Below are 23428 nucleotides of genomic sequence, written 5' to 3' on the forward strand. Positions count from 1 at the left end.
CCGCGACACGCCGTGCCCCCGATGCCCGCTCTTGCGGGCATCGCTCGTTCTGCCAGGAAGAATCCCCGCCACGCGACATAACGGCAGGTTGGCAGAATGCCATTCTGTCGGCATCATGCGCCGCCGACCAACGGTAGCAACCGGATGTTCCGACACCGCTCGAAGCCTTCCTTAGCGGCAGGAACCTCCCCGATCACCCCTGGACCTGCGCCACTCCGACAGCATATGGATGCTGCCGCAAGACCCGACAACGAACGGGGACTTTGACGCAGGTAACACTCCTGCCAATACTTTAACTACTTGCCAGGCGTGTCAGAAGGAAAACGTCTTGAAACGGGAACTGCGAAACAGCCTGTCGAGAAAGCTCCTGCAGATCGTTCTGCTATCCGCCCTGGCCGTGGGGCTGCTGCTCAACTTCGCCCAGATCGTCCTGGAGGCGCACAAGACGGCCCAGTTGATCGATGCCGACGCCCAGCGCATCCTGCGCATGTCGCGGGACCCTTCGACCCAGGCTATCTACAGTCTCGACCAGGACATGGCCACCCAGGTCATCGAGGGCCTGTTCAAGCATGAGTCGATGCACGCGGGCAGCATCGGCAAGACCGGCGAGGAAATGCTCGCACAGAAACAGCGCCCGCTCACCGAACTGCCGCTGCGCTGGATCACCGATCCGATCCTGGGCCGGCAGCAGCCGTTTTCCATCGAACTGACGGGCCGTCCGCCTCTCAACGAACATTACGGCGACCTGAATATCGTCCTCGACACCGCCCAGTACGGCCATGACTTCATCAACCGTTCGGTAGTGCTGTTCCTCGTCGGCCTGGCGCGCTCGGTCATCCTCGCCCTGGTGCTGTTCCTGATCTACGAATGGCTGCTGACCCGGCCGCTGACCAACCTGATCGACCACCTGAGCCATATCGACCCGGACAAGCCCGGCGCGCACAAACTGCCCATGCTGCCCGGCCACGAGCGCAACGAACTGGGGCGATGGGTAACGACCGCCAATAACCTGCTGACCGCCATCGAGCGCAACATGCAACTGCGCCATACCGCCGAACACAACCTGCAGCGCATGAGCCGCTACGACTACCTCACCGGCCTGCCCAACCGCCAGCGCCTGCAGCAATACCTCCTGCAGACCTTGAATGACGCCGAACAGCAGCAACATCACGTGGCCGTGCTGTGCCTTGGTGTCGACGACTTCAAGAACGCCAACGAACAGTACGGCTACCAGAACGGCGACCGCCTGCTGGCCGCGCTGGCCGACCGCCTGCGCCTGCTGGCCAATCGGCGCGGAACCCTGGGACGCCTGGGCGGCGACCAGTTCGTGCTGATCCTGCCAGACATCAGCGAGCCCTACCAGGCCGCCGAGCTGGCGCAGAGCATTCTCGACAACCTGGAAAAGCCGATCGCCCTGGATGGATACTCGGTACGCCTGGGCGTCACCATCGGCATCACCCTCTACCCCGAGGACGGCGACAGCACCGAGAAGCTGCTGCAGAAAGCCGAACAGACCATGACCCTGGCCAAGAGCCGTGCCCATGGCCGCTACCAGTTCTACGTCGCCAGTATCGACAGCGCGATGCGCGAACGGCGCGAACTGGAGAAGGCCCTCGGCGAAGCCCTGGGCAAGCACGAATTCCACCTGCTCTACCAGCCGCAATGGGACTACCGGCGCCAGCGCATCACCGGCGTGGAAGCGCTGATCCGCTGGAACCACCCGCAGGGAAAGAACATACCGCCAGACCAGTTCATCCCCATCACCGAGCAGAACGGCAGTATCATCGAAATCGGCGAATGGGTGCTGGACCAGGCCTGCCGCCAGTTGCATGACTGGCACCAGCAGGGTTTCACCGGCCTGCGCATGGCGGTCAACCTGTCCGCCGTGCAACTGCATCACGCCACCCTGCCAGCCACCATCGGCGAGTTGCTCTCCGTTCATCACCTGCCCGGGGGCACCCTGGAACTCGAAGTGACCGAGACCAGCCTGATGCTGGACATTCAGACCGCGGCGCACAGCCTGCACTGCCTGCGCGCCTGCGGCGCGCTGATTGCCATCGACGATTTCGGCACCGGCTATTCGTCCCTCAACTACCTGAAGAAGCTGCCAGTGGACAAGATCAAGATCGACAAGAGCTTCGTCCAGGACATCAAGAACGGCGAAGGCGATGCCAGCATCGTGCGCGCCGTCATCCAGTTGGGCCATAGCCTGAACATGCAGGTCATCGCAGAAGGCGTGGAGACGGCCGAGCAGGAAGCCTACCTGATCGAACAGGGCTGCGACGAAGGCCAGGGCTACTACTACAGCAAACCCATCGCCGCCGAACGGCTGAGCGCACTGCTACGCCAGCAAGGGCCGCAGAACGCCTGAGCCCAGACACAGGACCGCAACCACGCATGACTTCTTCCCCTCTGCGCCGCGCATATTTCGCACTGGTACGCCGCATACTGCGCCTCTGGGTGCGCTCGGAAACCATCCGCCCGGAATCCTTCGAGCTTCCCGCCAGCGACGCGGCGATCATCTATGCCCTGCCACGCACCTCGGCCAGCGACCTCGCGGTACTGGCCGAGGAGTGCGCGAAGAACGGCCTGCCCAGCCCGCTGGATGCCCTGCGACTGGGGGCCTTCCATGAGCCGGACGCGGTGCTCTTCCTGACGCCATCCGCCAGTTGGTTTGGCCGCCGGCGGCGCAGCAGCACGCCGCCGGTGCTGGTACGGCTGGTGAATGCCCTGAGCCAGGGCAACCTGGAAAATGCGCTGATCGTCCCGGTCAGTGTGTTCTGGGGGCAGTCGCCGGACCGCGAAACCAGTGCCTGGAAACTGCTGTTCGCCGACACCTGGGCAGTGACCGGACGCCTGCGCCGGCTGCTGAGCATTCTCATGCTGGGACGCAAGACCCGCGTACAGTTCTCCGAACCGATCCCGCTCAAGGAGCTGATCGCGCAGAACAAGGGGAACGAGCGCACCCTGCGTATGGTGCACCGTATCCTGCGGGTACATTTCCGCAACCAGAAGGCGGCTGTCATCGGACCCGACCTGTCGCACCGGCGCACCCTGGTCAGGGGGCTGCTGCACCACCCGCAGGTGCGCCAGGCCATCGCCGAGGAAACGCAGCGCGAGGGTATCCCGCTGGAGAAGGCCGAGGCGCGGGCATTGCGCTATGGCAACGAGATCGCCTCGGACTACACCTACAGCGCCGTACGCTTCCTGGAAACCCTGCTGTCGTGGTTCTGGAACCGCATCTACGACGGCGTCCGTGTCAACCATGTGGACCGACTCCAGCAGAGCGTAGCGGGGTACGAGGTCGTCTACGTGCCCTGCCATCGCAGCCATATCGACTATCTGCTGCTGTCCTACCTGCTGTTCCACAACGGCCTGACGCCACCGCATATCGCTGCCGGCATCAACCTCGACATGCCGCTCATCGGCGGCATGCTGCGCCGTGGCGGCGCCTTCTTCATGCGCCGCTCGTTCAAGGACAAGCCGCTGTATACGGCGGTCTTCAACGAGTATCTGCACACGCTGTTCAGCCGTGGCTTCCCGGTGGAGTATTTCATCGAGGGCGGGCGCTCGCGTACCGGGCGCATGCTGCAGCCACGCACCGGCATGCTCGCCATGACGCTGCGCAGCTACCTGCGTTCGTCGCGCCTGCCGATCCTCTTCGTACCGGTCTACATCGGCTACGAACGGGTGCTGGAGGGCCGCACCTACCTGGGCGAACTGCGCGGGGCGAGCAAGAAGAAAGAGTCCATCCTCGACCTGTTCAAGGTCATCGGCGCCCTGCGCCAGCGCTTCGGCCAGGTCTGGGTCAACTTCGGCGCCCCCCTGCCACTGAACGACTTCCTCGACCAGCAACATCCCGGCTGGCGCCAGCAGCCGGCGGCCGAGGGGTTCCGCCCGCCCTGGCTGAACGAGACCACCAATCGCCTGGCCGAGCGCATCGCCCAGCGCATCAACCAGGCCGCCGCCATCAACCCGGTCAACCTGGTGGCGGTCGTCATGCTGTCGACCCGGCGCCTGGCCCTCGACGAACATGCCCTGCAACGGACCCTGGATATCTACCTGGAGCTGCTGCGCGCGGTGCCCTACTCGGACCGCGTCACCCTGCCCGAAGGTAACGGCGCGGCGCTGATCGAGCAGGTCGGGAACATGGGGATGCTGGCCGAGCAGAACGATGCCCTCGGGCGCATCTTCTACCTGGACGAACCCAACGCGGTACTGATGACCTACTACCGCAACAACGTGATGCATATCTTCGCGCTGCCGGCGCTGCTGGCCAGCTTCTTCCAGGTCAATGCGCGCATTGGCCGCGAGCAGATCCTGCGCTTCAGCCGTGCGCTCTACCCCTACCTGCGCGCCGAACTGTTCATCCGCTGGGAGGATGAGGAACTGCCCACGGTGATCGACCAGTGGCTCGCCGCCTTCGTCACCCAGGGGTTGCTGAAACAGGATGAGCAGGCCTATGTGCGACCGGACCCGAGTTCACGCGAATTCGTGCTGCTGACGCTGCTGTCCCGGGTGGTCATGCAGACCCTGCAGCGCTTCTACATGGTCACTTCGCTGCTGCTCGACCACGGCCAACGCGGGCTGGATGCCGAACAACTGGAAAGCCTCGCCAGCGTGATGGCCCAGCGCCTGTCGGTGCTGCACGGCCTGAACGCGCCCGAGTTCTTCGACAAGAGCCTGTTCCGCCAATTCATCGCCGGCCTGCGCCAGCAGGGCGTGATACGCCCGGACCGCAATGGCCGGCTGATCCACCAGCGCAAGCTCGGCGAGCTGACCGAGAGCGTGGCCAAGCGCGTGTTGCCTGCGGAAATCCGCCTGTCGATCCGCCAGATCGCGCTGGACCGCACGGCCAACCGGCCGCCACACGCCTGAAGCCGCCGCAGGGTGCGCCATGCCGCCCCCTTGCGTCGCCCAGGTGGGCGCAACGCGCCTACGCGAGCCGGACAATCGCTCAACCCGACAGCGACAAGGCCAGGACACCCCCCGCCAGCAGGATCAGTACGACACCGGAAGCCCGCTCCAGCCAGGGCAGCGCCCGGGCGAAGCGCCGCAACACGGCACGATTGCCGATCGCACAGGCGACCAGCAAGTCCCAGAGCAGCACGACGCTGAACATCCATGCGCCATACAGCAGCTTGCGCCCCCCGTCGCCAGCCACGCCCAGCAGCGCGGCCAGGCTGGCATAGAACAGCGCATTCTTCGGGTTGAGGATACCCGACAGGAAGCCCATGCCGGCCGCCCGCCACCAGGCCCGCGAGGGAGCCGGAAGCTGCCGGGCATGGCCACCCTGGGTCGCCGCCTCCAGCGTGGCGGTACCGGCATGGCGGATGAACAGCACCCCCAGGTAGAGCAGGTAGATACAGCCCGCGAGTTGCAAGGCGACGAACGGCAGGCTATCGGCGCGCAGCGCGGCCGTTCCGAGGAAGGCGGCGACGATGAATACGCCATTGGCGAGCGCGATGCCCAGGCAGGCCCCGCTGGCGACCCTCCAGCCCGAGGACATCGACGTTCGCGCGACCAGGAAGAAATCCGGGCCGGGCGATAGCAGCGCAAGGAAATGCGCGGCGGCAACGATCAGGAACTGCTCCATTCCACACCTTCTGGGTTGTCGGCGCGGTAGTGTGTGGTTTCCGGACGTGGCGCGTATTGAAGGAAATTGCAGCCGGATCAACGCCGGTAAAGGCCGGGCGTGGTAGCCGTATGCGCCTTGAAAGCGCGCTGGAAATGAGCCTGGTCGGCAAACCCCAGGCGCAGGGCCACCTGCGCGAGGTCCTCGCCGGCCAGCACCAGTCCGCGGGCGATATTGATGCGCTGGTTCAACTGCCAGGCATGCGGCGTCAAGCCCGTCAGGGCGCGAAAGGCACGGATCAACTGATAGCGGCTCATCGCTGCGCGGGCGGCCAGTTCGCCCAGCGAACGCTCGGCAATGGGGTCGCGCCGCAACCATTCCAGCACCTCGCCAAGTCGCCCGGCCTGTCGCGGCACACTCGCCGACGTCTCGATGCACAGCCCCCTGGCGCCGTCGCTATCGCCGATGAACTCGATCAGCGCAGCCTCCTTGTCGGCCACGGCGGATCGCGAGAACAACAGCTCGTTGAGCCGGCAGAAGCGCCCATAAAGGCCGGGGTTGCGGACGATCCGTACAGGTTCGCAGCCATCCCCACGGGCATACTCCCGCCGCAGATCGCGCAGCCAGCCCGCCTCCAGGTGCAGCATCTGATAACTCCAGGGCGTATCGGCCACGGGGTTGCAGGCGTGCACGCGCTCCGCCGGAACGAACACCAGGGTGCCTGCCTGCAAGGCGACCGGCCCTGTGCCAGCGCCAGTGAACCGGCTGCCGCCCTGATCGACCGCGCCGATGGAAAAGGTCGGATGGCTGTGCGCCTTGTAGCAGGCGCGGCTATGGCAGGCGCGCCTGCTCTCCACGTAGGGCATGGCAGGGTCGCGCCAGAATCGGGTCATGGCATGCATGGCGGCAATGGTATCAGCAGTTGCCAGCGGCGGGCCGCAAGCGGCAAGCTGCACGGCAAAGGGCCGGAAAGAACGCTGGAAAGCGGACGAAAAACATGGGCTGTGCCGCTATTTCGTCCAGCCTCCAGCGCCTTTATCGAAGCGCCTCGCCGCGCCCGAACATCCATGAGGAGGTGTCCCATGTCACTGCAAGACCATCACAAATTCACCCTGCCCAGTGCCGGGCAGGCACTGCCAGGCCGTGCGGAAGCCATCAGCGTCGGCAATGTGCATGCCGTCAACGGCAATGCCCTGCTTCCACCGTTCCCCGAAGGCCTGCAGCAGGCGGTCTTCGGCCTCGGCTGCTTCTGGGGGGCGGAACGGCTGTTCTGGAAACTGCCGGGCGTCTGGAGTACCGCGGTCGGCTACGCTGGCGGGTATACGCCGAACCCGAGCTACGAAGAGGTATGCTCCGGCCTGACCGGGCACGCCGAAGTGGTGCAGGTGGTCTTCGACCCACAGCGGATCGACTACCAGAGCCTGCTCAAGGCGTTCTGGGAAGCCCACAACCCGACCCAGGGCATGCGCCAGGGCAACGACCAGGGCACCCAGTACCGTTCGGTGATCTTCTACCAGGACCGCGGGCAGCAGGCACTGGCCGAAGCCAGCCGGCAGAGTTACCAGAGCGAGTTGTCGAAGGCTGGCTTCGGCGAAATCACCACGCAGATCACCGAGCTACCGCCCTTCTATTACGCCGAGGATTACCACCAGCAGTACCTGGCCAAGAATCCCAACGGCTACTGCGGCCTGCAGGGCACCGGGCTGTGCCTGCCGCCCCGCTCGACGTGAGCGGGGCCGCGACTACGGAAAAAAGAAAACCCCGCCGAAGCGGGGTTCTTGCAGACTTGAATCCTGACATCCCTGATCACACGCCATCCTGGCGTCACTCCCTGATCATCCGTTTTTTCCCTTGCCGCTTCCTGCGTCACGTCCATGTGCCTGCAGATTAGCCCTGCTGGCGAAGTGCCGATAGTGGCGATTGTCACCACATCGTGTAAGCCATCACTTACACGGCAGAGGCTCAGAGTCCTGCCTTTTCAGGGCCATGCACGTCTTCGAAAGACGGCTATCGGGTAAAGGATTCCGCAAGCTGGAAATGCAATCCACGCAGGGTGCGCCATGCGCACCCTGCAACGGCCTCGAGGCCTTCAGAACTGCTCCGCCTCCAGTTGGTAGAGTGACTCGCTGCCGGCCCTGACGCTGGCGATCAGCGACTTGGTACGCGGCAGCAGGCGGGCGAAATAGAAACGCGCGGTGCCCAGCTTGGAGGCATAGAAGTCTTCCTGCTGCCGATCCAGCGCCGCTTCGGCCATGCGTGCCCACATATAGCCATAGGCGACATACCCGAAGGCATGCAGGTATTCCACACAGGCCGCGCCGACTTCCCGTGGCGCCAGCCGCGCCTGCTCGACCAACCAGCCGGTCAATGCATCCAGCTCGTCCAGGGCCGCCAGCAGGGGTTCGCGGAATTCCCGCAGGTTCGTACCGGCGCCATGGCAGAACGCCCGCACATCATCGGAAAAGACCCGGTACAGCTCGCCATCGCTGCCGACTACCTTGCGCCCCAGCAGGTCCAGCGCCTGGATACCGTTGGTGCCCTCGTAGATCTGCGTGATGCGGCAATCGCGCACCAGTTGCTCCTGCCCCCACTCGCGGATATAGCCATGCCCGCCGAACACCTGCTGGCCATGCAGCGTGGTTTCCAGCCCCATATCGGTCAGGAAGGCCTTGGCCACCGGCGTCAGCAGCGCCACCTGGCCTTCGGCACGCTGGCGCGCCTGCGCGTCCTCGCTGAACTTGGCGATATCCAGTTGCAATGCGACATGACTGGAAAAGGCCCGCCCGCCTTCGTTCAGCGCCTTCATGGTCAACAGCATGCGGCGTACGTCCGGGTGCACGATGATCGGGTCGGCGATCCGCTCCGGCGCCTCGGCCCCGGTGGGCGCACGGCTCTGCAAGCGCTCGCGGGCATAGGCGACGGCGCTCTGGTAGGAACGCTCGCCAGTGGCCAGCCCCTGGATGCCGACCCCCAGGCGTTCGTAGTTCATCATGGTGAACATCGCCGCCAGCCCCCGGTTCGGCTCGCCGACCAGCCAGCCGCTGGCGCCATCGAAGTTCATCACGCAGGTGGACGAGGCCTTGATGCCCATCTTGTGCTCCAGCGAGCCGCAAGACACCGCGTTGCGCTCGCCCAGCGAGCCATCGTCGTTGACCAGCACCTTCGGCACCAGGAACAGCGAAATGCCCTTCGAGCCGGCCGGCGCATCCGGCAGCTTGGCCAGCACCAGGTGGATGATGTTCTCGGTCAGGTCGTGCTCGCCGCCGGTGATGAAGATCTTGCTGCCAGTGAGGCGGTAGCTGCCGTCGGCCTGCGGCTCGGCGCGGGTGCGGATCAGCCCGAGGTCGGTGCCGGCATGGGCCTCGGTCAGGCACATGGAGCCGGCCCAGGCGCCCGCATACAGGTCCGGCAGGTACTTGTCCTTCAAGGCTTCGCTGGCATGCGCGTGGATTGCCAGGCAGGCGCCGGAGGTCAGCATCGGATAGAGCCCGAAGGCCAGGCTGGCGGAGTTCATCATTTCCTCCACCTGCGCCGAGATCACCTTGGGCATGCCCATGCCGCCATAGGCCGGATCGCCAGCGACCCCGACCCAGCCGCCCTGCGCGTACTGCCGGTAGGCCTGGAGATAGCCCTCGGGTGTGCTCACCAGGCCATCGCGCCAATGGCATCCCTCCTCATCGCCGGGCCGGTTCAGCGGCGCGACACTGCCGGCGATCAGCTTGCCGGCTTCTTCGAGAATGGCATCGGCGGTTTCGCCATCCAGCAGTTCGGCCAGCGCCGGCAGGCTGCGCCACAGGGCGGGTGCGTCGAAGACTTCGTTCAGGATAAAACGCATGTCGCGCAGAGGAGCTTGGTAATCAGCCATGGAAGAACCTCGCAGAGCCGTCGCGGCCAGGGTGGCCGTCATTGTTAGAGTCGTTCCGGCCCGAGTCTAGCCGAACACCTCTGGCGGCCGAAGCGTCCGTTTCAGACTCACTGGTCACGCCAGCCATTCGACAGCGGCCGCAGGCACCAAAAGGGCGCATTCCGCACCGCATCCGCACCATAGCCTGGCCGCGACGAACGCCTCCACACCCGCCCAGGCCCGGGAAACAGGGCTCGCAGAAAGCTGGCCTGTCTCTTGCTTACGGGTTCCATGCGGACGGTTTCAAGGACTGTCTTCTTCTGACAATGGCGTCAGAGCCCAGCCCGATTTCGGGTATGGCTCTGGCGCTTTTTTTTGCGCTCGAAAAAGCACGAGGCTGCCGCAATGGACAACCGGCCACAGAAGGAACGCTCACGCCAGCATCGGTAAACGACCCATGCCCGTGTGCACGAACCCATACGGATCGCCTGTGCTCCTCCGACCTGACAGCCCCGTTGGCAGGCAACGACCGCACCCGACCCCATACCTTATTTCCGACACAGGACAACTACCATGGCTTACCTTGCTCCAGCCGAATTCGCCGCCAAGATGGTCGACTCGGGAGAGGCCAAACTCCATATGGCCCTTCGCGATGTGCTGATCCGTGCCTACATGGGGGGCGCCATCCTGGCGCTCGCCGCGGTATTCGCCGTCGCCGTGACGGTCTCCACCGGGTCCCCGCTGGTCGGCGCCATGCTCTTCCCGGTGGGCCTGATCATGATCTACCTGCTGGGGCATGACCTCCTTACCGGTGTCTTCATCCTCACGCCCCTGGCCTGGCTCGACCACAGGCCCGGCGTGACCTGGGGCGCCATACTGAAGCACTGGGGCTGGGTATTCCTCGGCAATTTCGCCGGTGCCCTGACCGTCGCGCTGCTGATGTGCTTCGTCTACACCTATGGTTTCTCCACCGAACCCAATGCCGTCGGTGAGAAAATCGCCAGCATTGGCCATGACCGTACCCTGGGGTATGCGCAATACGGCTTCGCCGGCTGGATGACGATTTTCTTCCGTGGCGTGCTGTGCAACTGGATGGTCTCCACCGCCGTGGTCGGCGCCATGATCTCCACCACGGTCAGCGGCAAGTTCATCGCCATGTGGATGCCGGTCACGGTGTTCTTCTTCATGGGCTTCGAGCACTCCGTCGTCAACATGTTCCTGTTCCCGACGGCCATCATCATGGGCGGCGACCTGTCCATCATGGACTACCTGGTCTGGAACGAGATCCCAACCGTGCTCGGCAACCTGGTGGGCGGCCTGGCATTCACCGCGCTGACGCTCTACAGCACCCACGTCCGCACCGGCGCCCGCCGCGCCCTGCGCTGAGCGGGCCCGCGCAGGTTGCCAGGGCCCGACGGAGCACACCTATGAGCAGTTGCCTGCGGATCACTTATGGCCAGTACTCCAGCGCCGGCCACAAGGCCGTCAATCAGGACGCCCACGGCCTCTGCCTGCCCAGCGGCAGCCTGTTGCAGGACAAGGGCGCGGCGCTGGCGATCGCCGATGGCATCAGCAGCAGCGCGGTCAGCCATATCGCCAGCACGGTCGCCGTGCAGGCCTTCCTGGCCGACTACTACAGCACGCCGCCCAGTTGGTCGGTACGCCGCTCGGCGCAACGGGTACTGGCCGCCAGCAACGCCTGGCTGTATGCGCAAAGCCGCCAGGGGCCACGCGACCACGGGCACGTCTGCACCTTCAGCGCGCTGGTGCTCAAATCCGCCAGCGTGCACCTGTTCCACATCGGTGACGCACGCATCTACCGCCTGAGCGGCGGTGTGCTGGAACAACTGAGCGAAGACCATCGCCTGCACACCACCAGCGAGCACAGCTACCTGTCGAGGGCGCTGGGGGTCGCGCGGCATGTGGAAATCGACTACCGCCGCCTGCCGCTGGAAGTCGGCGACCTGTTCCTGCTGGCCACCGACGGGGTCTACGAACACCTCTCGCACAGCCAGATACGCGCCATCATCGAGCGCTCCGGGCCAGCCCTGCAGGACGCCGCCCGCGAACTGGTCGAGACGGCCCTGGCACAGGGCAGCCAGGACAACCTGACGGCCCAGTTGCTGCGCCTGGAGGCCCTGCCCGCGCCACGGGCGGATGAACTGCTCGAACGCCTCGCCGGCCTGCCACTGACACCGCTGCTGGAGCCTGGCCATGCATTCGATGGTTTTCGCATCCTCGCCCGCCTGCACAGCGGCAGTCGCAGCCATGTCTACCAGGCCGAAGACCTGCCCAGCGGGCGCCAGGTGGTGCTCAAGGCGCCCTCCGCCGAACTGGCCGAGGATCGTCAGGCGCTGGCACGCCTGCTGAACGAAGAGTGGGTCGCCAGCCGCCTGAACAACCCGCACCTGCTCGGCGCGGTACCCCATACGCGCCCGCGCAGCCATCTCTACACCATCGCCCGCTTCGTGCCGGGCAGGACGCTGCGCCAGTGGATGCGGGCGAACCCGCGCCCGCCGCTGGACGAGGTAATCGCCATCGTCGAACAGATCGCCCGCGGCCTGCAGGCCCTGCATCGTCTGGAAATCCTCCACCAGGACCTGCGCCCGGAAAACATCCTGATCGACGACAGCGGCTTCGTGCGCATCATCGACTTCGGCGCCGTGCATATCGCGGCCCATGCCGAAAGCACCGGTGACCTGCCCGCCAACCAGATGCCGCTGGGTTCGGCTGCCTACGCGGCGCCGGAATATTTCCTCGGCGAAGGCGGCAGCGAACTGTCCGACCAGTTCTCCCTGGGCGTACTCGCCTATGAACTGCTCTGCGGCCAACTGCCCTATGGCACCCGCCTGGCCGCCACCCACAGCCCCGCGCAACAGCGCCGGCTGGCCTACCGCTCGCTGCTGGAGAACGAGAGCGCCTTTCCCGCCTGGCTGGACGCGGTGATCCGCCAGGCCGTGCATCCCCTGCCGCGCCGGCGCCATGAAGCGCTCTCCAGCTTTATCCACCAACTGCGCCATCCCAGCGCGGCAACCCTGCGCATACCAGAGCCGGCCAGCCTGGCCCAGCGCTTGCGCTTCTGGCAACGCCTGGCACTGCTGCTCGGCACCACCGTGGTGGCGCTGGCCCTGTGCCTGATCCGCCTCGGCATGAACTGAACGGAGGAGGCGAAACATGAACCCCCATGTCTGGCTGGTGGGCGCCGGCCCCGGCGACCCGGAGCTGATCACCCTCAAGGCGGTACGTGTGCTGGCCAGGGCCGATGTCGTGCTGGTGGACGACCTGGTCAACCCGGCCCTTCTCGAACACTGCCCGCAGGCGCGGATTCTGCGTGTAGGCAAGCGCGGCGGCTGCCGCTCGACGCCCCAGGCCTTCATCCAGCGCCTGTTGCTGCGTTATGCCCGCCAGGGGCGCTGCGTCGTACGGCTCAAGGGTGGCGACCCATGCATCTTCGGCCGGGCCGGCGAAGAGGCGGCCTGGCTCGCGCAACACGGGATCGCCTGCGGGATCGTCAACGGCATCACCGCCGGGCTGGCCGCCGCCAGTGAGTTCGGCATCCCGCTGACCCTGCGCGGGCTGGCCCGTGGCGTGACACTGCTAACCGCCCACACGGAGGATGGCAGCCAGCCGGACTGGCCGGCCCTGGTACGATCCGGCACCACCCTGGTGCTGTACATGGGCGTGGCGACCCTGGAACAAACACGCAGCCGGTTGCTGGCCGGCGGGCTGGCGGCGGACACCCCGGTGGCGATGGTCGAGCGCGCCTCGCTGCCGGAACAGCGTGCCCATCTCAGCAGCCTGGGGCGCATGAACGAAGATGCCCGCGGCTTCGCCCTGCGCAGCCCGGCCATTCTCATCATCGGCGCGGTGGCCGCATACTGTGGCACACAGCGAACAGCGGCGCGGCTGGCCGCCAACTGAACCCGGAGCACCCGCATGCACGACCGACACCTGCCCGCGACCCTGCGCTTCATGCTCGCCGCTCGCCGCTGCGAACAGCAGGGGCTGGAGACCCTGGCGCAGACCTGCACGCTGGTCAGCCTGCTGAGCAACCTGGTGCATGCCCTGCAGCGCGAGCGCGGTTTCTCCAATATCTACCTCGGCCAGCCGCAGCCGCGCCTGCTGGCGACACTCGAGCAGTACAGCGACGAGGCCCGCGGCTGGGAACGCCAGGTGCGCGACGACCTCGACCGGCTCGATGTCGAGGGCGCCGAGCGCGCCCGCCTCTACCATCGCCTGGCGTACCTGCTGCACGGTCTCGACGACCTGCCGGCGCTGCGGCGGCACATCCGCGACCTGCACATGGGCGTAGAAGAAGCCAGCGACAGCTTCACCCGCTTGATCGCCAGCCTGCTGGCGGTGGTATTCGAAGCCGCCGACACCGCCATCGACCCGCAACTGACCCGCGCCCTGGTGGCCATGTTCAACTTCATGCAGGCCAAGGAACTGGCCGGGCAGGAACGCGCCTGTGGCGTGATGGGCTTTTCCCTCGGTTTTTTCGATGCGCCGCGCCAGGAGCGGATGAACCACCTGCGTGCCGGCCAGCAGCGCTGCAGCGAGATCTTCGTGCAGTACGCCGACAGCGACGCCCTGCAACGCTGGCAACGGATAGAGGGCAGCTCCGGGCAGGTGCAACGCCTGCGCGAACTGGCCCTGCGCACCTCGGCCGAGCAGCCGCTGGATGCCGGCCTGGCGGAGCTCTGGTTCGAACTGTGCAGCGAACGTATCGACGCCATGCACGAGGTCGAGGGCCTGCTCGCCGAGGCGCTCAGGCAGCTCTGCCGGCAACGCCTGGACAGCGCCAGCATGGAGCTGGACAACCACCGCGCCCTGCTGCGCCAACTGGCCAGGCAGGCGGACCACCAACAACCGCTGCTGTTCAGCGTACAGGGTCGCACCCTCGGTGAGGCCGCGGCGGACGACCCGCTGCAGCACTCGCTGCTCGACCTGCTGCAGGAACAATCCCGGCACCTGCAACGCCTCGGCGATGAACTCAAGGCCGCCCGCAGCACCCTGGCCGAACGCAAGCGCATCGAACAGGCCAAGCGCCTGCTGATGAGCCAGTACCGACTGGACGAGCAGACCGCCCATGAGCGGATGCAGCGGGCGGCGATGAACCAGGGCCTGCGCCTGATCGACGTGGCCGAGCGCCTACTGGCGCAGGAGCAGGCCGCACCATAAACAGGCAAGCGCCCCAACCAGGAGCAACCCTGGCCGCGAAACCTGCGTACCCGGAGCAGCCCCATTCGCGGCCAGAGCCGCCGCTACGGGGGGAGGGATTCGACGGCGCAGTTGGCACGGCTCCTGCTTGATACCCTTCGTCGCCGCTCGACAGCGGCTTCCACACTTAGAGATACACAGGCAATGGCGCCCGGGACCGCAAGGTCCGGGGCGCTTTTTTTTGCGCCACCGAAAACCTGATCAGGCCCTGAACGGGGAGATTGCCCATGAACCCAGCCACTCGCTCCAACGACCTGCCGACCCTGATCGTCGTCGGCAACGGAATGGTCGGTCACCACTGCATCGAACAGTTGATCGCCAACGGCGCCCTCGGACAATACCGCATCCTGGTCTTCGGCGAAGAACCGCAACGCGCCTACGACCGCGTGCACCTGTCCGAATATTTCAATGGCAGTGACAGTGAAGCCCTGGCCATGAGCGATGCCGCGCTCTATCGGCAACCCGGCCTGACCCTGCACCTAGGCACGCCGGTGCTGGAGATCGACCGCGTGCGCCGCGAAGTGATCACTACCCGGGGAGCCTTTGCTTACCAGCGGCTGGTGCTGGCCACCGGCTCCTACCCCTTCGTACCGCCCATCGCCGGTGCCGAGGGCGAGGCGCGGCTGCTCTACCGCACCCTCGACGACCTCGACGGCATCCGCGCCGCCGCCCGGGGCAAGCGCCGTGGCGTGGTGGTCGGCGGCGGTCTGCTCGGCCTGGAGGCGGCCAACGCCCTGAAATCCATCGGCCTGCAAGCCCATGTGGTGGAGTTCGCGCCGCGCCTGATGCCGGTACAGCTCGACGAATTCGGCGGCGCGGCCTTGAAGCAGCGCATACAGGAACTCGGTGTCGGCGTGCACCTGTCCAGGGCGACCCAATCCATCACCGCGGGCAGCGAGTACCGCTACCGCATGAATTTCGCCGCGGGGGAGTTCCTGGAAACCGACCTCATCGTATTTTCCGCCGGCATTCGCCCGCAGGATGCCCTGGCCCGCGCCTGTGGCCTGAAACTCGGGGAATGTGGCGGGGTGGCCGTCGACGACCTGTGCCTGACCAGCGATCCCGCCATCCATGCCATCGGCGAATGCGCCGCCTGGAACGACAGCGTGTTCGGCCTGGTGGCGCCCGGCTACCAGATGGCACGCAGCGTCGCCGCCCAGCTCTGTGGCCTGGTCGACATGTCCGCGCCCTTCCGCGGCGCGGACATGTCGACCAGGCTCAAGCTGCTCGGCGTCGATGTCGGCTCCATCGGCGATGCCCACGCCGCCCAGCCCGGCGCCCGCAGCTATCGCTATATCGACGAAGCCACGGCCAGCTATCGCCGGCTGGTGGTGGCCGCCGATGGCAAGCGCGTGCTCGGCGCGGTGCTGGTCGGCGACAACAGCTACTACGATACCCTGCTGCAATACGCGCAGAACGGCATCGAGCCGCCGGAGGACCCGGCCAGCCTGATCATGCCCGCCGGCGGCGGCGCCCCGGCGCTCGGTGTCGATGCGCTGCCGGACAGCGCCACCCTCTGCTCCTGCCATAACGTCAGCAAGGGCGCGGTCTGCGCGGCCATCGACGGCGGTTGCACGGATGTCGCCGCAGTCAAGGCCTGCACCAGGGCTGGCAGCGGCTGCGGCGGCTGCGCGGCGCTGCTCAAGCAGGTGGTCGAGCACGAACTGAGCGTCCGTGGCATCGCCGTGGACAAGAGCCTGTGCGAGCACTTCGCCCATACGCGCCAGGAGCTGTTCCACTTCGTCAGCGTCGAAGGCATCGAGCGCTTCGAGGAACTGCTGGCCCGCCACGGCAAGGGCCGGATCGGTTGCGACATCTGCAAGCCGGCGGTGGGCTCGATCCTCGCTTCCTGCTGGAACCGGCCGATCACCGAGCCGGCGCTGATCCCGTTGCAGGACACCAACGATACCTTCATGGCCAACATGCAGAAGAACGGCACCTACTCGGTGGTGCCGCGCATCCCCGGCGGCGAGATCACCCCGGACGGGCTGATCGCCATCGGCGCCGTGGCGAAGAAATACGACCTCTACACCAAGATCACCGGCGGCCAGCGTATCGACCTGTTCGGCGCCCAGTTGCACGAACTGCCGGAGATCTGGAGCGAACTGATCGCCGCCGGCTTCGAGACCGGCCACGCCTACGGCAAGTCGCTGCGCACGGTGAAGTCCTGCGTCGGCAGCACCTGGTGCCGCTACGGCGTACAGGACAGCGTGGCCATGGCGCTGCGCCTGGAGAACCGCTACAAGGGCCTGCGCAGCCCGCACAAGATCAAGTTCGCGGTCAGCGGCTGCACCCGCGAATGCGCCGAGGCGCAGAGCAAGGACATCGGCGTGATCGCCACCGAGAACGGCTGGAACCTCTACGTCTGCGGCAACGGCGGCATGCGCCCGCGCCACGCCGAACTGTTCGCCACCGACCTGAGCGACGAAAGCCTGGTGCGCACCATCGACCGCCTGCTGATGTTCTACATCCGCACCGCCGACAAACTGCAGCGCACCTCGGTCTGGCGCGAATCCCTGGAAGGCGGGCTGGACTACCTGAAGGCGGTGATCCTGAACGACAGCCTGGACCTGGCCGCCGAACTGGAGGCGCAGATGCAACGGGTGGTCGATCGCTACCAGTGCGAATGGGCCAACGCGCTGCAGGACACGGAAAAACTCAAGCGCTTCCGCACCTTCGTCAACCAGCAGGGCGGCGACCCGGAGATCCGCTTCGTGCGCGAACGCGGCCAGCGCCGCCCAGCCCGCGACGAAGAACTCGGAGCGCTCGCCAACACCGAGGAGAACCCGGCATGAGCAGCAGCGAAACCCTCCATAGCGGCAATGCGCTCGCCTGGCAGCCGGTCTGCCGCCAGACCGACCTGGTCGCCAACTCCGGTGTGGTGGTACGCCTGGGCGACGAGCAGATAGCCCTGTTCTACCTGCCGGAAACCGAGCAGCAGGTATTCGCCGTCGGCAACCGCGACCCGAAATCCGCCGCCAATGTGATTGGCCGCGGGCTGCTCGGCCAGCTCGCGGGAGAACTGGTGATCGCCTCGCCACTGTACAAGCAGCACTTCCGCCTGAGCGATGGCGGTTGCCTGGAATACCCGGAGCAGCGCCTGAAGGTCTGGCCGGCACGCCTGCGCGAGGCAACCGTGGAAATCGCCAGCCGCGGCGATGAAAAGCCGGCATAGGCAGCGGGCTGCCGCAACGTATCGCCTGGGGCATGAAGGCTCGACGACCGCGTCAGGAAACCTGCGGCGATACCCGCATCGCACCACGGCGCTGGCCGTGGCTGCGGATGCAGTTGCGCCCGGCGCTCTTGGCGCTGTAGAGCGCCTTGTCGGCGGCCTTGATCACCTCCTCGGGGGTGAGCCGGACATCGGTACACTCCGCCACGCCCATGCTCATCGTCACCGAAACGCTGCTGGCGCAGGTTCCGGCGCGCATCTGCCGGCCCTGCCGGTCATCGCCCGGGCGCTGTGCCCGGTTGCGCAACTGGATCGGGTACTGCTCCAGCGCCTGGCGCACTGCCTCGAGATAAGGCAGGCACTGTTCGAGGGTCTTGCCGGTGAAAACCAGGGTGAACTCCTCGCCACCGTAGCGATAGGCCTTGCCGCCCCCGCCGACCTTGCGCAACTGGCCGGCGACCAGGCGCAACACCTGGTCGCCGACATCATGGCCATGGCTGTCGTTGAATTTCTTGAAGTGATCGACATCCGCCATGGCGATCACATAATTGCGCCCCAGGCGCTGCAGGCGCTCGTTCAGCGCACGGCGCCCGGGCAGGCCGGTGAGTTCGTCGCGGAAGGCCATCTGGTAGGCCTCGTGCGCCACCCCGACGATAATCATCAGCATGCTCAGGCTGGATATCACCTGCAGCGCATTCGGCTGGATAAAGGTATTGGGCAGCATCCAGAACAGCCCGACCAGCCCGACGCATTGCGCGGCATGCAGCGGACGCGGCACCCGCAGGTACTGTGCCAGCAGCGCCATCCCGGCGATCAGGAACGCGGGGTAGGCCAGTTGCATCAGCGTCATCCAGTCGGCGTACAGGCCCGGCCAGCGCACCAGCGACAGCCATCGTTCCAGCTCCTGCGGATAACGCCGGGCCAGCGCCATGGCGACGATACCCACGGCGAACAGCACGGCAAAGCGGGCGACCAGGTCCTGGGCCAGGTGGGTTCGCTCGCGCCACAGCGCGAACAACCCGTAGAGCAACGGCAGCAACAGGCAGCTCAGGTGGAAGACCAGGGCGGCATCGGCGCGCACGTGGCCCTGTTCGCGAAAATAGTCGAGTTGCTCGTCGAGCACGAAATACAGCAGGTACAGGATCAGCAGCAGGAGCAACTCGCGCTGGCGCCCGTATACCAGGCAGAAGGCGCCCCCCAGCAGCAGCAACAGGGTCGGCAGGACGTCGAACAGGGAACCGAAGAACGCATTCAGGCCCGACAATGCACAAACCAGCAAACCACCACCGAGCAATAACAGCGGTGGCAGGAAATGCCAGAAGCTCACAGTGGGCAGACGCGACAAGGTAAGGCTCCCGATCGGCAGAGACGAGAAGATAGCATTGTGCCTTTTCCGTGCAATCAAAACACAGTGCCGCCGGATCTGCATACCCTCGGGTGCGCCGTGCGCAGCCGGGATAGCGGCGTCGAAAGCCTAACAAGCCGAGAACAGCGCCGGTGGCTCGGGGCTGGACGAAATGCGGCGTTCCCCTTCTCGTCCAGCCTTCAGCGCCAGGCCTTTCAACCGGTTTATGCGACTTGGAGGGAGATTCCTCTGCTGGCAGGGTCAAGCCTATGGCCCGGCTGTGGCGCACTACGACTCCCTTCTACCCTTGCGGGCTAACGTATGCACACATCTATGTCTTGTCCTGGCGCTCCCGGGCTCGCGAACCTGGCCAGCGAATAGCGAGGCGACTGCGAGAAAAAGCCCGCCTCATCGCTCCCGCGCAGGCCGGAACCCAGGTGCCACGGTCGCAGGCTCACCCGCTCTTGCTCTTTCAGGCGCCGTCGAAAGTGGCTGTGCGGATGCCAGGTGGCGGGATGGCGGCGAAGAGCTACAGGGATGTATCCACGCGTGCCCCGTCCCGCCACCTGGCGTTCGCACAGGAACGCCGATCCAGAGGGGCGAAGATGTGTGCATACGGTATGGGCTTGGCGGAGAGGGAGACATGCAGCCGCGTCTCCCCACTATTCGCTCTGGCAAAGACGTTGAAACGCCTGGGCTGCAGCCCTAATAGCCGAGGGAGAAGTGCTCCTCCTCCAGCGCCAGCAGGTTGTCGGCACCGGACAGCATGGCGGCGACATGGCTGCGGGTGCGCGGCAGGATGCGCTCGTAGTAGAAGCGCGCAGTCTGCAGCTTGGCCTTGTAGAAACCTTCTTCCGAGGTGCCGGCCGCCAGTTTCCCGGCCGCCAGGCGCGCCATGTCGGCCCAGAAATAGGCCAGGCAGGCATAGCCGGAATACATCAGGTAGTCCACCGAGGCGGCGCCGACTTCCTCGCGATTCTTCATCGCCGCCATGCCGATCTTCAGGGTGATCTCGCCCCATTCCTTGTTCAGTTGCGCCAATGGCTCGACGAGGTGTTTGATGGCTTCGTCGCCGGCATTCGCCTGGCAGAACTTGTGCACCACCTTGGTGAAGCCCTTGAGCGCTTCGCCCTGGGTCATCAGCACCTTGCGCCCGAGCAGGTCCAGCGCCTGCACGCCGGTGGTGCCCTCGTAGAGCATGGAGATACGGCTGTCGCGCACGTTCTGCTCCATGCCCCACTCGGCGATGAAACCGTGCCCGCCATAGACCTGCACGCCATGGTTGGCCGCCTCGAAACCGACCTCGGTCATGAACGCCTTGGCGATCGGCGTGAGGAAGGCCAGCATGCCGTCGGCGGCCTTGCGCGCCTCTTCATCCTCGCTGCGCTGGCTGATGTCCACCTGCTTGGCCGCGTAGTAGAGCATCGCCCGGTTGCCCTCGGCGAAGGCCTTGATGGTCAGCAGCATACGGCGCACGTCCGGATGCACGATGATCGGGTCGGCGGCTTTCTCCGGTGCCTTCGGACCACTGAGTGCACGCATCTGCAAGCGCTCGCGGGCATAGCGGATCGCCCCCTGGAACGCCACCTCGGCGTGCGCCAGCCCTTGCAGCGCGGTGCCCAGGCGGGCGGTGTTCATAAAGGTGAACATGCAGTTCAGGCCCTTGTTCGGCGGGCCGATCAGAAAGCCCTTGGCACCGTCGAAGTTCATCACGCAGGTGGCGTTGCCGTGGATGCCCATCTTGTGCTCCAGCGAGCCGCAGGACACGCCGTTGCGCTCGCCGATGCCACCGGCCGCGTCGGGCAGGAATTTCGGCACGATGAACAGCGAGATGCCCTTGGTGCCTTGCGGCGCATCCGGCAGGCGCGCCAGCACGATATGCACGATATTGTCGGCCAGGTCGTGCTCGCCAGCGGAAATGAAGATCTTGCTGCCGCTGATGCTGTAGCTGCCATCGGCCTGGGGTTCGGCCCTGGTGCGCAGCAGGCCGAGGTCGGTGCCGCAGTGCGCCTCGGTCAGGCACATGGTGCCGGTCCACTCGCCGGAGACCAGTTTGCTCAGGTAGGTGGCCTGCTGCTCCGGCGTGCCGTGGGCATGCAGGGTGTTCATCGCGCCATGGGACAGGCCCGGGTACATGCCCCAGGACCAGTTGGCGCCGCCGATCATCTCGCTGATGGCGATCCCCAGGGATTCCGGCAGGCCCTGCCCGCCATGCTCGACATCGTGCGCCAGGCTTGGCCAGCCGCCTTCGACGAACTGCTGGTAGGCTTCCTTGAAACCGCTCGGGGTCGTCACGCCGGACTCGCTCCAGTTGCAACCCTCGGTATCGCCGACCCGGTTCAGCGGGCCGATCACCTGCTCACAGAACTTCGCACCCTCTTCGAGGATCGCATCGACCATGTCCGAGGTCGCTTCCTCGCAACCGGGCAGACTCTGGTAATGCGCGTCATAGCCAAGCAGTTCATCACGGACGAAGCGGATATCGCGCAAGGGGGCCTTGTAGTCTGGCATAGCGTAAACCTCGGTGAGTTCCTGGTTCAGGTGACAGGTGGGCCGGTCACATTCTTGTAAGAAGCTGTCTGCGATCCGAGGGCCAGTATGGCACCCGGTTCAGCCGTCGCTGTATCCACCCATGGCATGGGCGATCACAACCGGCATCAAACAGTTGTTTGAAACTTACGTTTGGGCCTGGCCGATGTCAAGTTACCGCCCGGATAAATACTTACTCGCCGCCCCGATAAAGAGTCGAAAAGAGTGCTGGAAAGCCGGAGGCTGGACGAAAGAGCGGGACGCTCGGTGTTTTTCGTCCAGCGCTCCAGCCTCCAGCGCCTTTATCGAAACGCCCCGCCATGCCCCGAATAGCCTGGCTGCGACCCCAGCGCCTTTGCCTGAACGATATCGGGCACACTATGATCCCGCGCAATGTCACCCGGGCGCACAGTGCCTACACTGCGGCGCCACAACCGTTTCCCGATGCCAGAGGAGTCGCAGCGCATGAACGTGGATATCGCCATCATCGGTGCCGGACCGGCCGGCCTGTGCCTCGCTCGCGCGCTGTCCGGGCAGGGCCTGGATATCGTGCTGGTCGAGCGCCAGAGCGAGGAAAGCCTCGCCGCCCCGGCATTCGACGGTCGCGAGATCGCCCTCAGCCATGCCTCGCACCATGAATTGCGGCGCCTCGGCCTGTGGCAGCGCTTCGAACAGGATGACATCGCCATCCTGCGCGACGCCCAGGTACACAACGGCCCTTCGCTGTTCGCCCTGCGCATAGAAGCCAGCCAGGCCGGCAGCGAGCGCCTCGGCCACCTGCTGCCGAACCAGGCGATCCGCCGCGCGGCCTACGCGGTCGCCAGCGAATGCGCCGACGTACGCATCCTCTCCGACAGCGCCCTGGTCGGCCTGAGGCGGGATGAGCGTGGCGTCGACCTGGAACTGGCGGATGGCCGCAAACTGCGCACGCGCCTGCTGGTGGCCGCGGACAGCCGTTTCTCGGAAACCCGGCGCATGCTGGGTATCGGCGCACGCATGAAAGACTTCGGCAAGAGCATGCTGGTCTGCCGCATGAGCCATGAAAAGCCCCACGAGCAGGTTGCCTGGGAATGGTTCGGCTACGGCCAGACACTTGCCCTGCTGCCGCTCAACGGCAACCAGTCGTCCACCGTGCTGACCCTGCCGCAGAACGAAATCGCCCGCCTGCAGGAAATGGACGAAAGGGCTTTCGCCGACGAAATGCAACGCCGTATCGGCCAGCGCCTGGGCAATATGCAACTGGTCAGCAGCCGCCATGCCTACCCCCTGGTGGGGGTGTTCGCCGACCGCCTGGCCGGCACCCGCGCCGCCCTGGTCGGCGACGCCGCGGTCGGCATGCACCCGGTCACCGCCCACGGTTTCAATTTCGGCCTGCAGAGCCAGCGGCGCCTGGCGGATACCATTATCCAGGCCCGCCGGCAGGGCCACGATATCGGCGCGGATGCCGTCCTGCAGCGTTACGCCCGGGCCCAGCGCCTGGCCAGTTGGCCGCTCTACCAGGCCACCAACCTGCTGGTCGACCTGTATACCAACGACCGCGCCCCGGTGAAACTACTGCGCAATGCCGGGCTGCGCCTGGCCCAGGGCATGCGGCCATTGCGCTGGGCGATCGCCCGCCACCTGACGCAACCCGAGCATGTCTGAGCGCCAGGGTCTTTCGCCGTTCGACCAGAAGCGCACACGGGCTCTTGCACGGAGCCCACGATGCCCATAGGCTCGGGCTTTTCAGCGCTGAAGAAGACA

General features: G+C 65.8%; 15 protein-coding genes. 10 read left to right on the forward strand and 5 right to left on the reverse strand.

Annotation, left to right across the window (positions count from 1 at the left end):
* The first annotated feature begins 328 nt into the window (after positions 1-328).
* Entirely contained in the window at positions 329-2371 is a 2043-nt protein-coding gene (locus tag DNJ95_RS04750; protein WP_131183578.1) for a putative bifunctional diguanylate cyclase/phosphodiesterase, read from the forward strand.
* Positions 2372-2397: 26 nt separating this feature from the next.
* A complete protein-coding gene (gene plsB, locus DNJ95_RS04755) occupies positions 2398-4878 on the forward strand; it encodes a glycerol-3-phosphate 1-O-acyltransferase PlsB (protein WP_131183579.1) in 2481 nt (826 codons plus the stop codon).
* A gap of 79 nt (positions 4879-4957) precedes the next feature.
* Here plsB and DNJ95_RS04760 read toward each other — a convergent pair whose 3' ends face one another.
* Both DNJ95_RS04760 and DNJ95_RS04765 read right to left on the reverse strand, forming a co-directional pair.
* Positions 4958-5596 (reverse strand): LysE family translocator, encoded by a 639-nt coding sequence (locus tag DNJ95_RS04760; RefSeq protein WP_131183580.1) that lies wholly within the window; start codon positions 5594-5596, stop codon positions 4958-4960.
* A gap of 77 nt (positions 5597-5673) precedes the next feature.
* Entirely contained in the window at positions 5674-6477 is an 804-nt protein-coding gene (locus DNJ95_RS04765; protein ID WP_131183581.1) for a helix-turn-helix domain-containing protein, read from the reverse strand.
* Between the two features lie 180 nt (positions 6478-6657).
* On the opposite strand from DNJ95_RS04765, the gene msrA reads away from it, so the two are divergent.
* Entirely contained in the window at positions 6658-7305 is a 648-nt protein-coding gene (gene msrA, locus DNJ95_RS04770) for a peptide-methionine (S)-S-oxide reductase MsrA (RefSeq protein ID WP_131183582.1), read from the forward strand.
* 359 nt (positions 7306-7664) lie between these two features.
* Here the strand turns inward: msrA and DNJ95_RS04775 are convergent, their stop codons facing one another.
* The gene (locus DNJ95_RS04775) at positions 7665-9440 is read right to left on the reverse strand and encodes an acyl-CoA dehydrogenase C-terminal domain-containing protein (protein ID WP_131183583.1); all 1776 of its coding nucleotides are present in this window, start codon (positions 9438-9440) and stop codon (positions 7665-7667) included.
* Between the two features lie 552 nt (positions 9441-9992).
* Here DNJ95_RS04775 and DNJ95_RS04780 point away from each other — a divergent pair.
* The 6 genes from DNJ95_RS04780 (at position 9993) to nirD (ending at position 17814) form a co-directional block, all read left to right on the forward strand.
* Complete coding sequence (locus tag DNJ95_RS04780; protein ID WP_131183584.1) at positions 9993-10805, forward strand: formate/nitrite transporter family protein; 813 nt, start codon at positions 9993-9995, stop codon at positions 10803-10805.
* Between the two features lie 41 nt (positions 10806-10846).
* On the forward strand, positions 10847-12577 hold the full coding sequence (locus DNJ95_RS04785) for a bifunctional protein-serine/threonine kinase/phosphatase (RefSeq protein WP_131183585.1): 1731 nt from the start codon (positions 10847-10849) through the stop codon (positions 12575-12577).
* 16 nt (positions 12578-12593) lie between these two features.
* Complete coding sequence (cobA, locus tag DNJ95_RS04790) at positions 12594-13340, forward strand: uroporphyrinogen-III C-methyltransferase (protein WP_131183586.1); 747 nt, start codon at positions 12594-12596, stop codon at positions 13338-13340.
* Between the two features lie 15 nt (positions 13341-13355).
* Positions 13356-14600, forward strand: coding sequence for a nitrate regulatory protein (locus DNJ95_RS04795; RefSeq protein WP_131183587.1), 1245 nt, complete (start codon positions 13356-13358; stop codon positions 14598-14600).
* A gap of 266 nt (positions 14601-14866) precedes the next feature.
* Positions 14867-17434 carry a nitrite reductase large subunit NirB gene (gene nirB / locus DNJ95_RS04800; RefSeq protein WP_131183588.1) on the forward strand — a complete coding sequence of 856 codons (2568 nt, stop codon included), beginning with the start codon at positions 14867-14869 and terminating at the stop codon, positions 17432-17434.
* The gene (gene nirD / locus DNJ95_RS04805; protein ID WP_131183589.1) at positions 17431-17814 is read left to right on the forward strand and encodes a nitrite reductase small subunit NirD; all 384 of its coding nucleotides are present in this window, start codon (positions 17431-17433) and stop codon (positions 17812-17814) included. Before nirB ends, nirD begins: the two co-directional genes overlap by 4 nt.
* 52 nt (positions 17815-17866) lie before the next feature.
* On the opposite strand, the gene DNJ95_RS04810 is transcribed toward nirD, so the two are convergent.
* Together DNJ95_RS04810 and DNJ95_RS04815 are read right to left on the reverse strand one after the other, a co-directional pair.
* Positions 17867-19156 carry a GGDEF domain-containing protein gene (locus DNJ95_RS04810; protein ID WP_242671911.1) on the reverse strand — a complete coding sequence of 430 codons (1290 nt, stop codon included), beginning with the start codon at positions 19154-19156 and terminating at the stop codon, positions 17867-17869.
* A 705-nt stretch (positions 19157-19861) separates the two neighbouring features.
* Positions 19862-21667 (reverse strand): phenylacyl-CoA dehydrogenase, encoded by a 1806-nt coding sequence (locus tag DNJ95_RS04815; RefSeq protein ID WP_131183591.1) that lies wholly within the window; start codon positions 21665-21667, stop codon positions 19862-19864.
* Positions 21668-22150: 483 nt separating this feature from the next.
* On the opposite strand from DNJ95_RS04815, the gene ubiM reads away from it, so the two are divergent.
* Positions 22151-23329 carry a 5-demethoxyubiquinol-8 5-hydroxylase UbiM gene (gene ubiM, locus DNJ95_RS04820; RefSeq protein WP_131183592.1) on the forward strand — a complete coding sequence of 393 codons (1179 nt, stop codon included), beginning with the start codon at positions 22151-22153 and terminating at the stop codon, positions 23327-23329.
* The last annotated feature ends 99 nt before the right edge of the window (positions 23330-23428 follow it).

The sequence above is a fragment of the Stutzerimonas kirkiae genome, from assembly GCF_004327335.1.
Taxonomy (GTDB): Bacteria; Pseudomonadota; Gammaproteobacteria; order Pseudomonadales; family Pseudomonadaceae; genus Stutzerimonas; species Stutzerimonas kirkiae.

Coding starts and splice junctions, on each gene's coding strand:
- DNJ95_RS04785 (WP_131183585.1), top strand. CDS start 10,847: ATGAGCAGTTGCCTGCGGATCACTTATGGCCAGTACTCCAGCGCCGGC.
- DNJ95_RS04775 (WP_131183583.1), bottom strand. CDS start 9,440: ATGGCTGATTACCAAGCTCCTCTGCGCGACATGCGTTTTATCCTGAAC.
- DNJ95_RS04780 (WP_131183584.1), top strand. CDS start 9,993: ATGGCTTACCTTGCTCCAGCCGAATTCGCCGCCAAGATGGTCGACTCG.
- cobA (WP_131183586.1), top strand. CDS start 12,594: ATGAACCCCCATGTCTGGCTGGTGGGCGCCGGCCCCGGCGACCCGGAG.
- DNJ95_RS04815 (WP_131183591.1), bottom strand. CDS start 21,667: ATGCCAGACTACAAGGCCCCCTTGCGCGATATCCGCTTCGTCCGTGAT.
- DNJ95_RS04760 (WP_131183580.1), bottom strand. CDS start 5,596: ATGGAGCAGTTCCTGATCGTTGCCGCCGCGCATTTCCTTGCGCTGCTA.
- DNJ95_RS04765 (WP_131183581.1), bottom strand. CDS start 6,477: ATGCATGCCATGACCCGATTCTGGCGCGACCCTGCCATGCCCTACGTG.
- DNJ95_RS04795 (WP_131183587.1), top strand. CDS start 13,356: ATGCACGACCGACACCTGCCCGCGACCCTGCGCTTCATGCTCGCCGCT.
- ubiM (WP_131183592.1), top strand. CDS start 22,151: ATGAACGTGGATATCGCCATCATCGGTGCCGGACCGGCCGGCCTGTGC.
- nirD (WP_131183589.1), top strand. CDS start 17,431: ATGAGCAGCAGCGAAACCCTCCATAGCGGCAATGCGCTCGCCTGGCAG.
- plsB (WP_131183579.1), top strand. CDS start 2,398: ATGACTTCTTCCCCTCTGCGCCGCGCATATTTCGCACTGGTACGCCGC.
- nirB (WP_131183588.1), top strand. CDS start 14,867: ATGAACCCAGCCACTCGCTCCAACGACCTGCCGACCCTGATCGTCGTC.
- msrA (WP_131183582.1), top strand. CDS start 6,658: ATGTCACTGCAAGACCATCACAAATTCACCCTGCCCAGTGCCGGGCAG.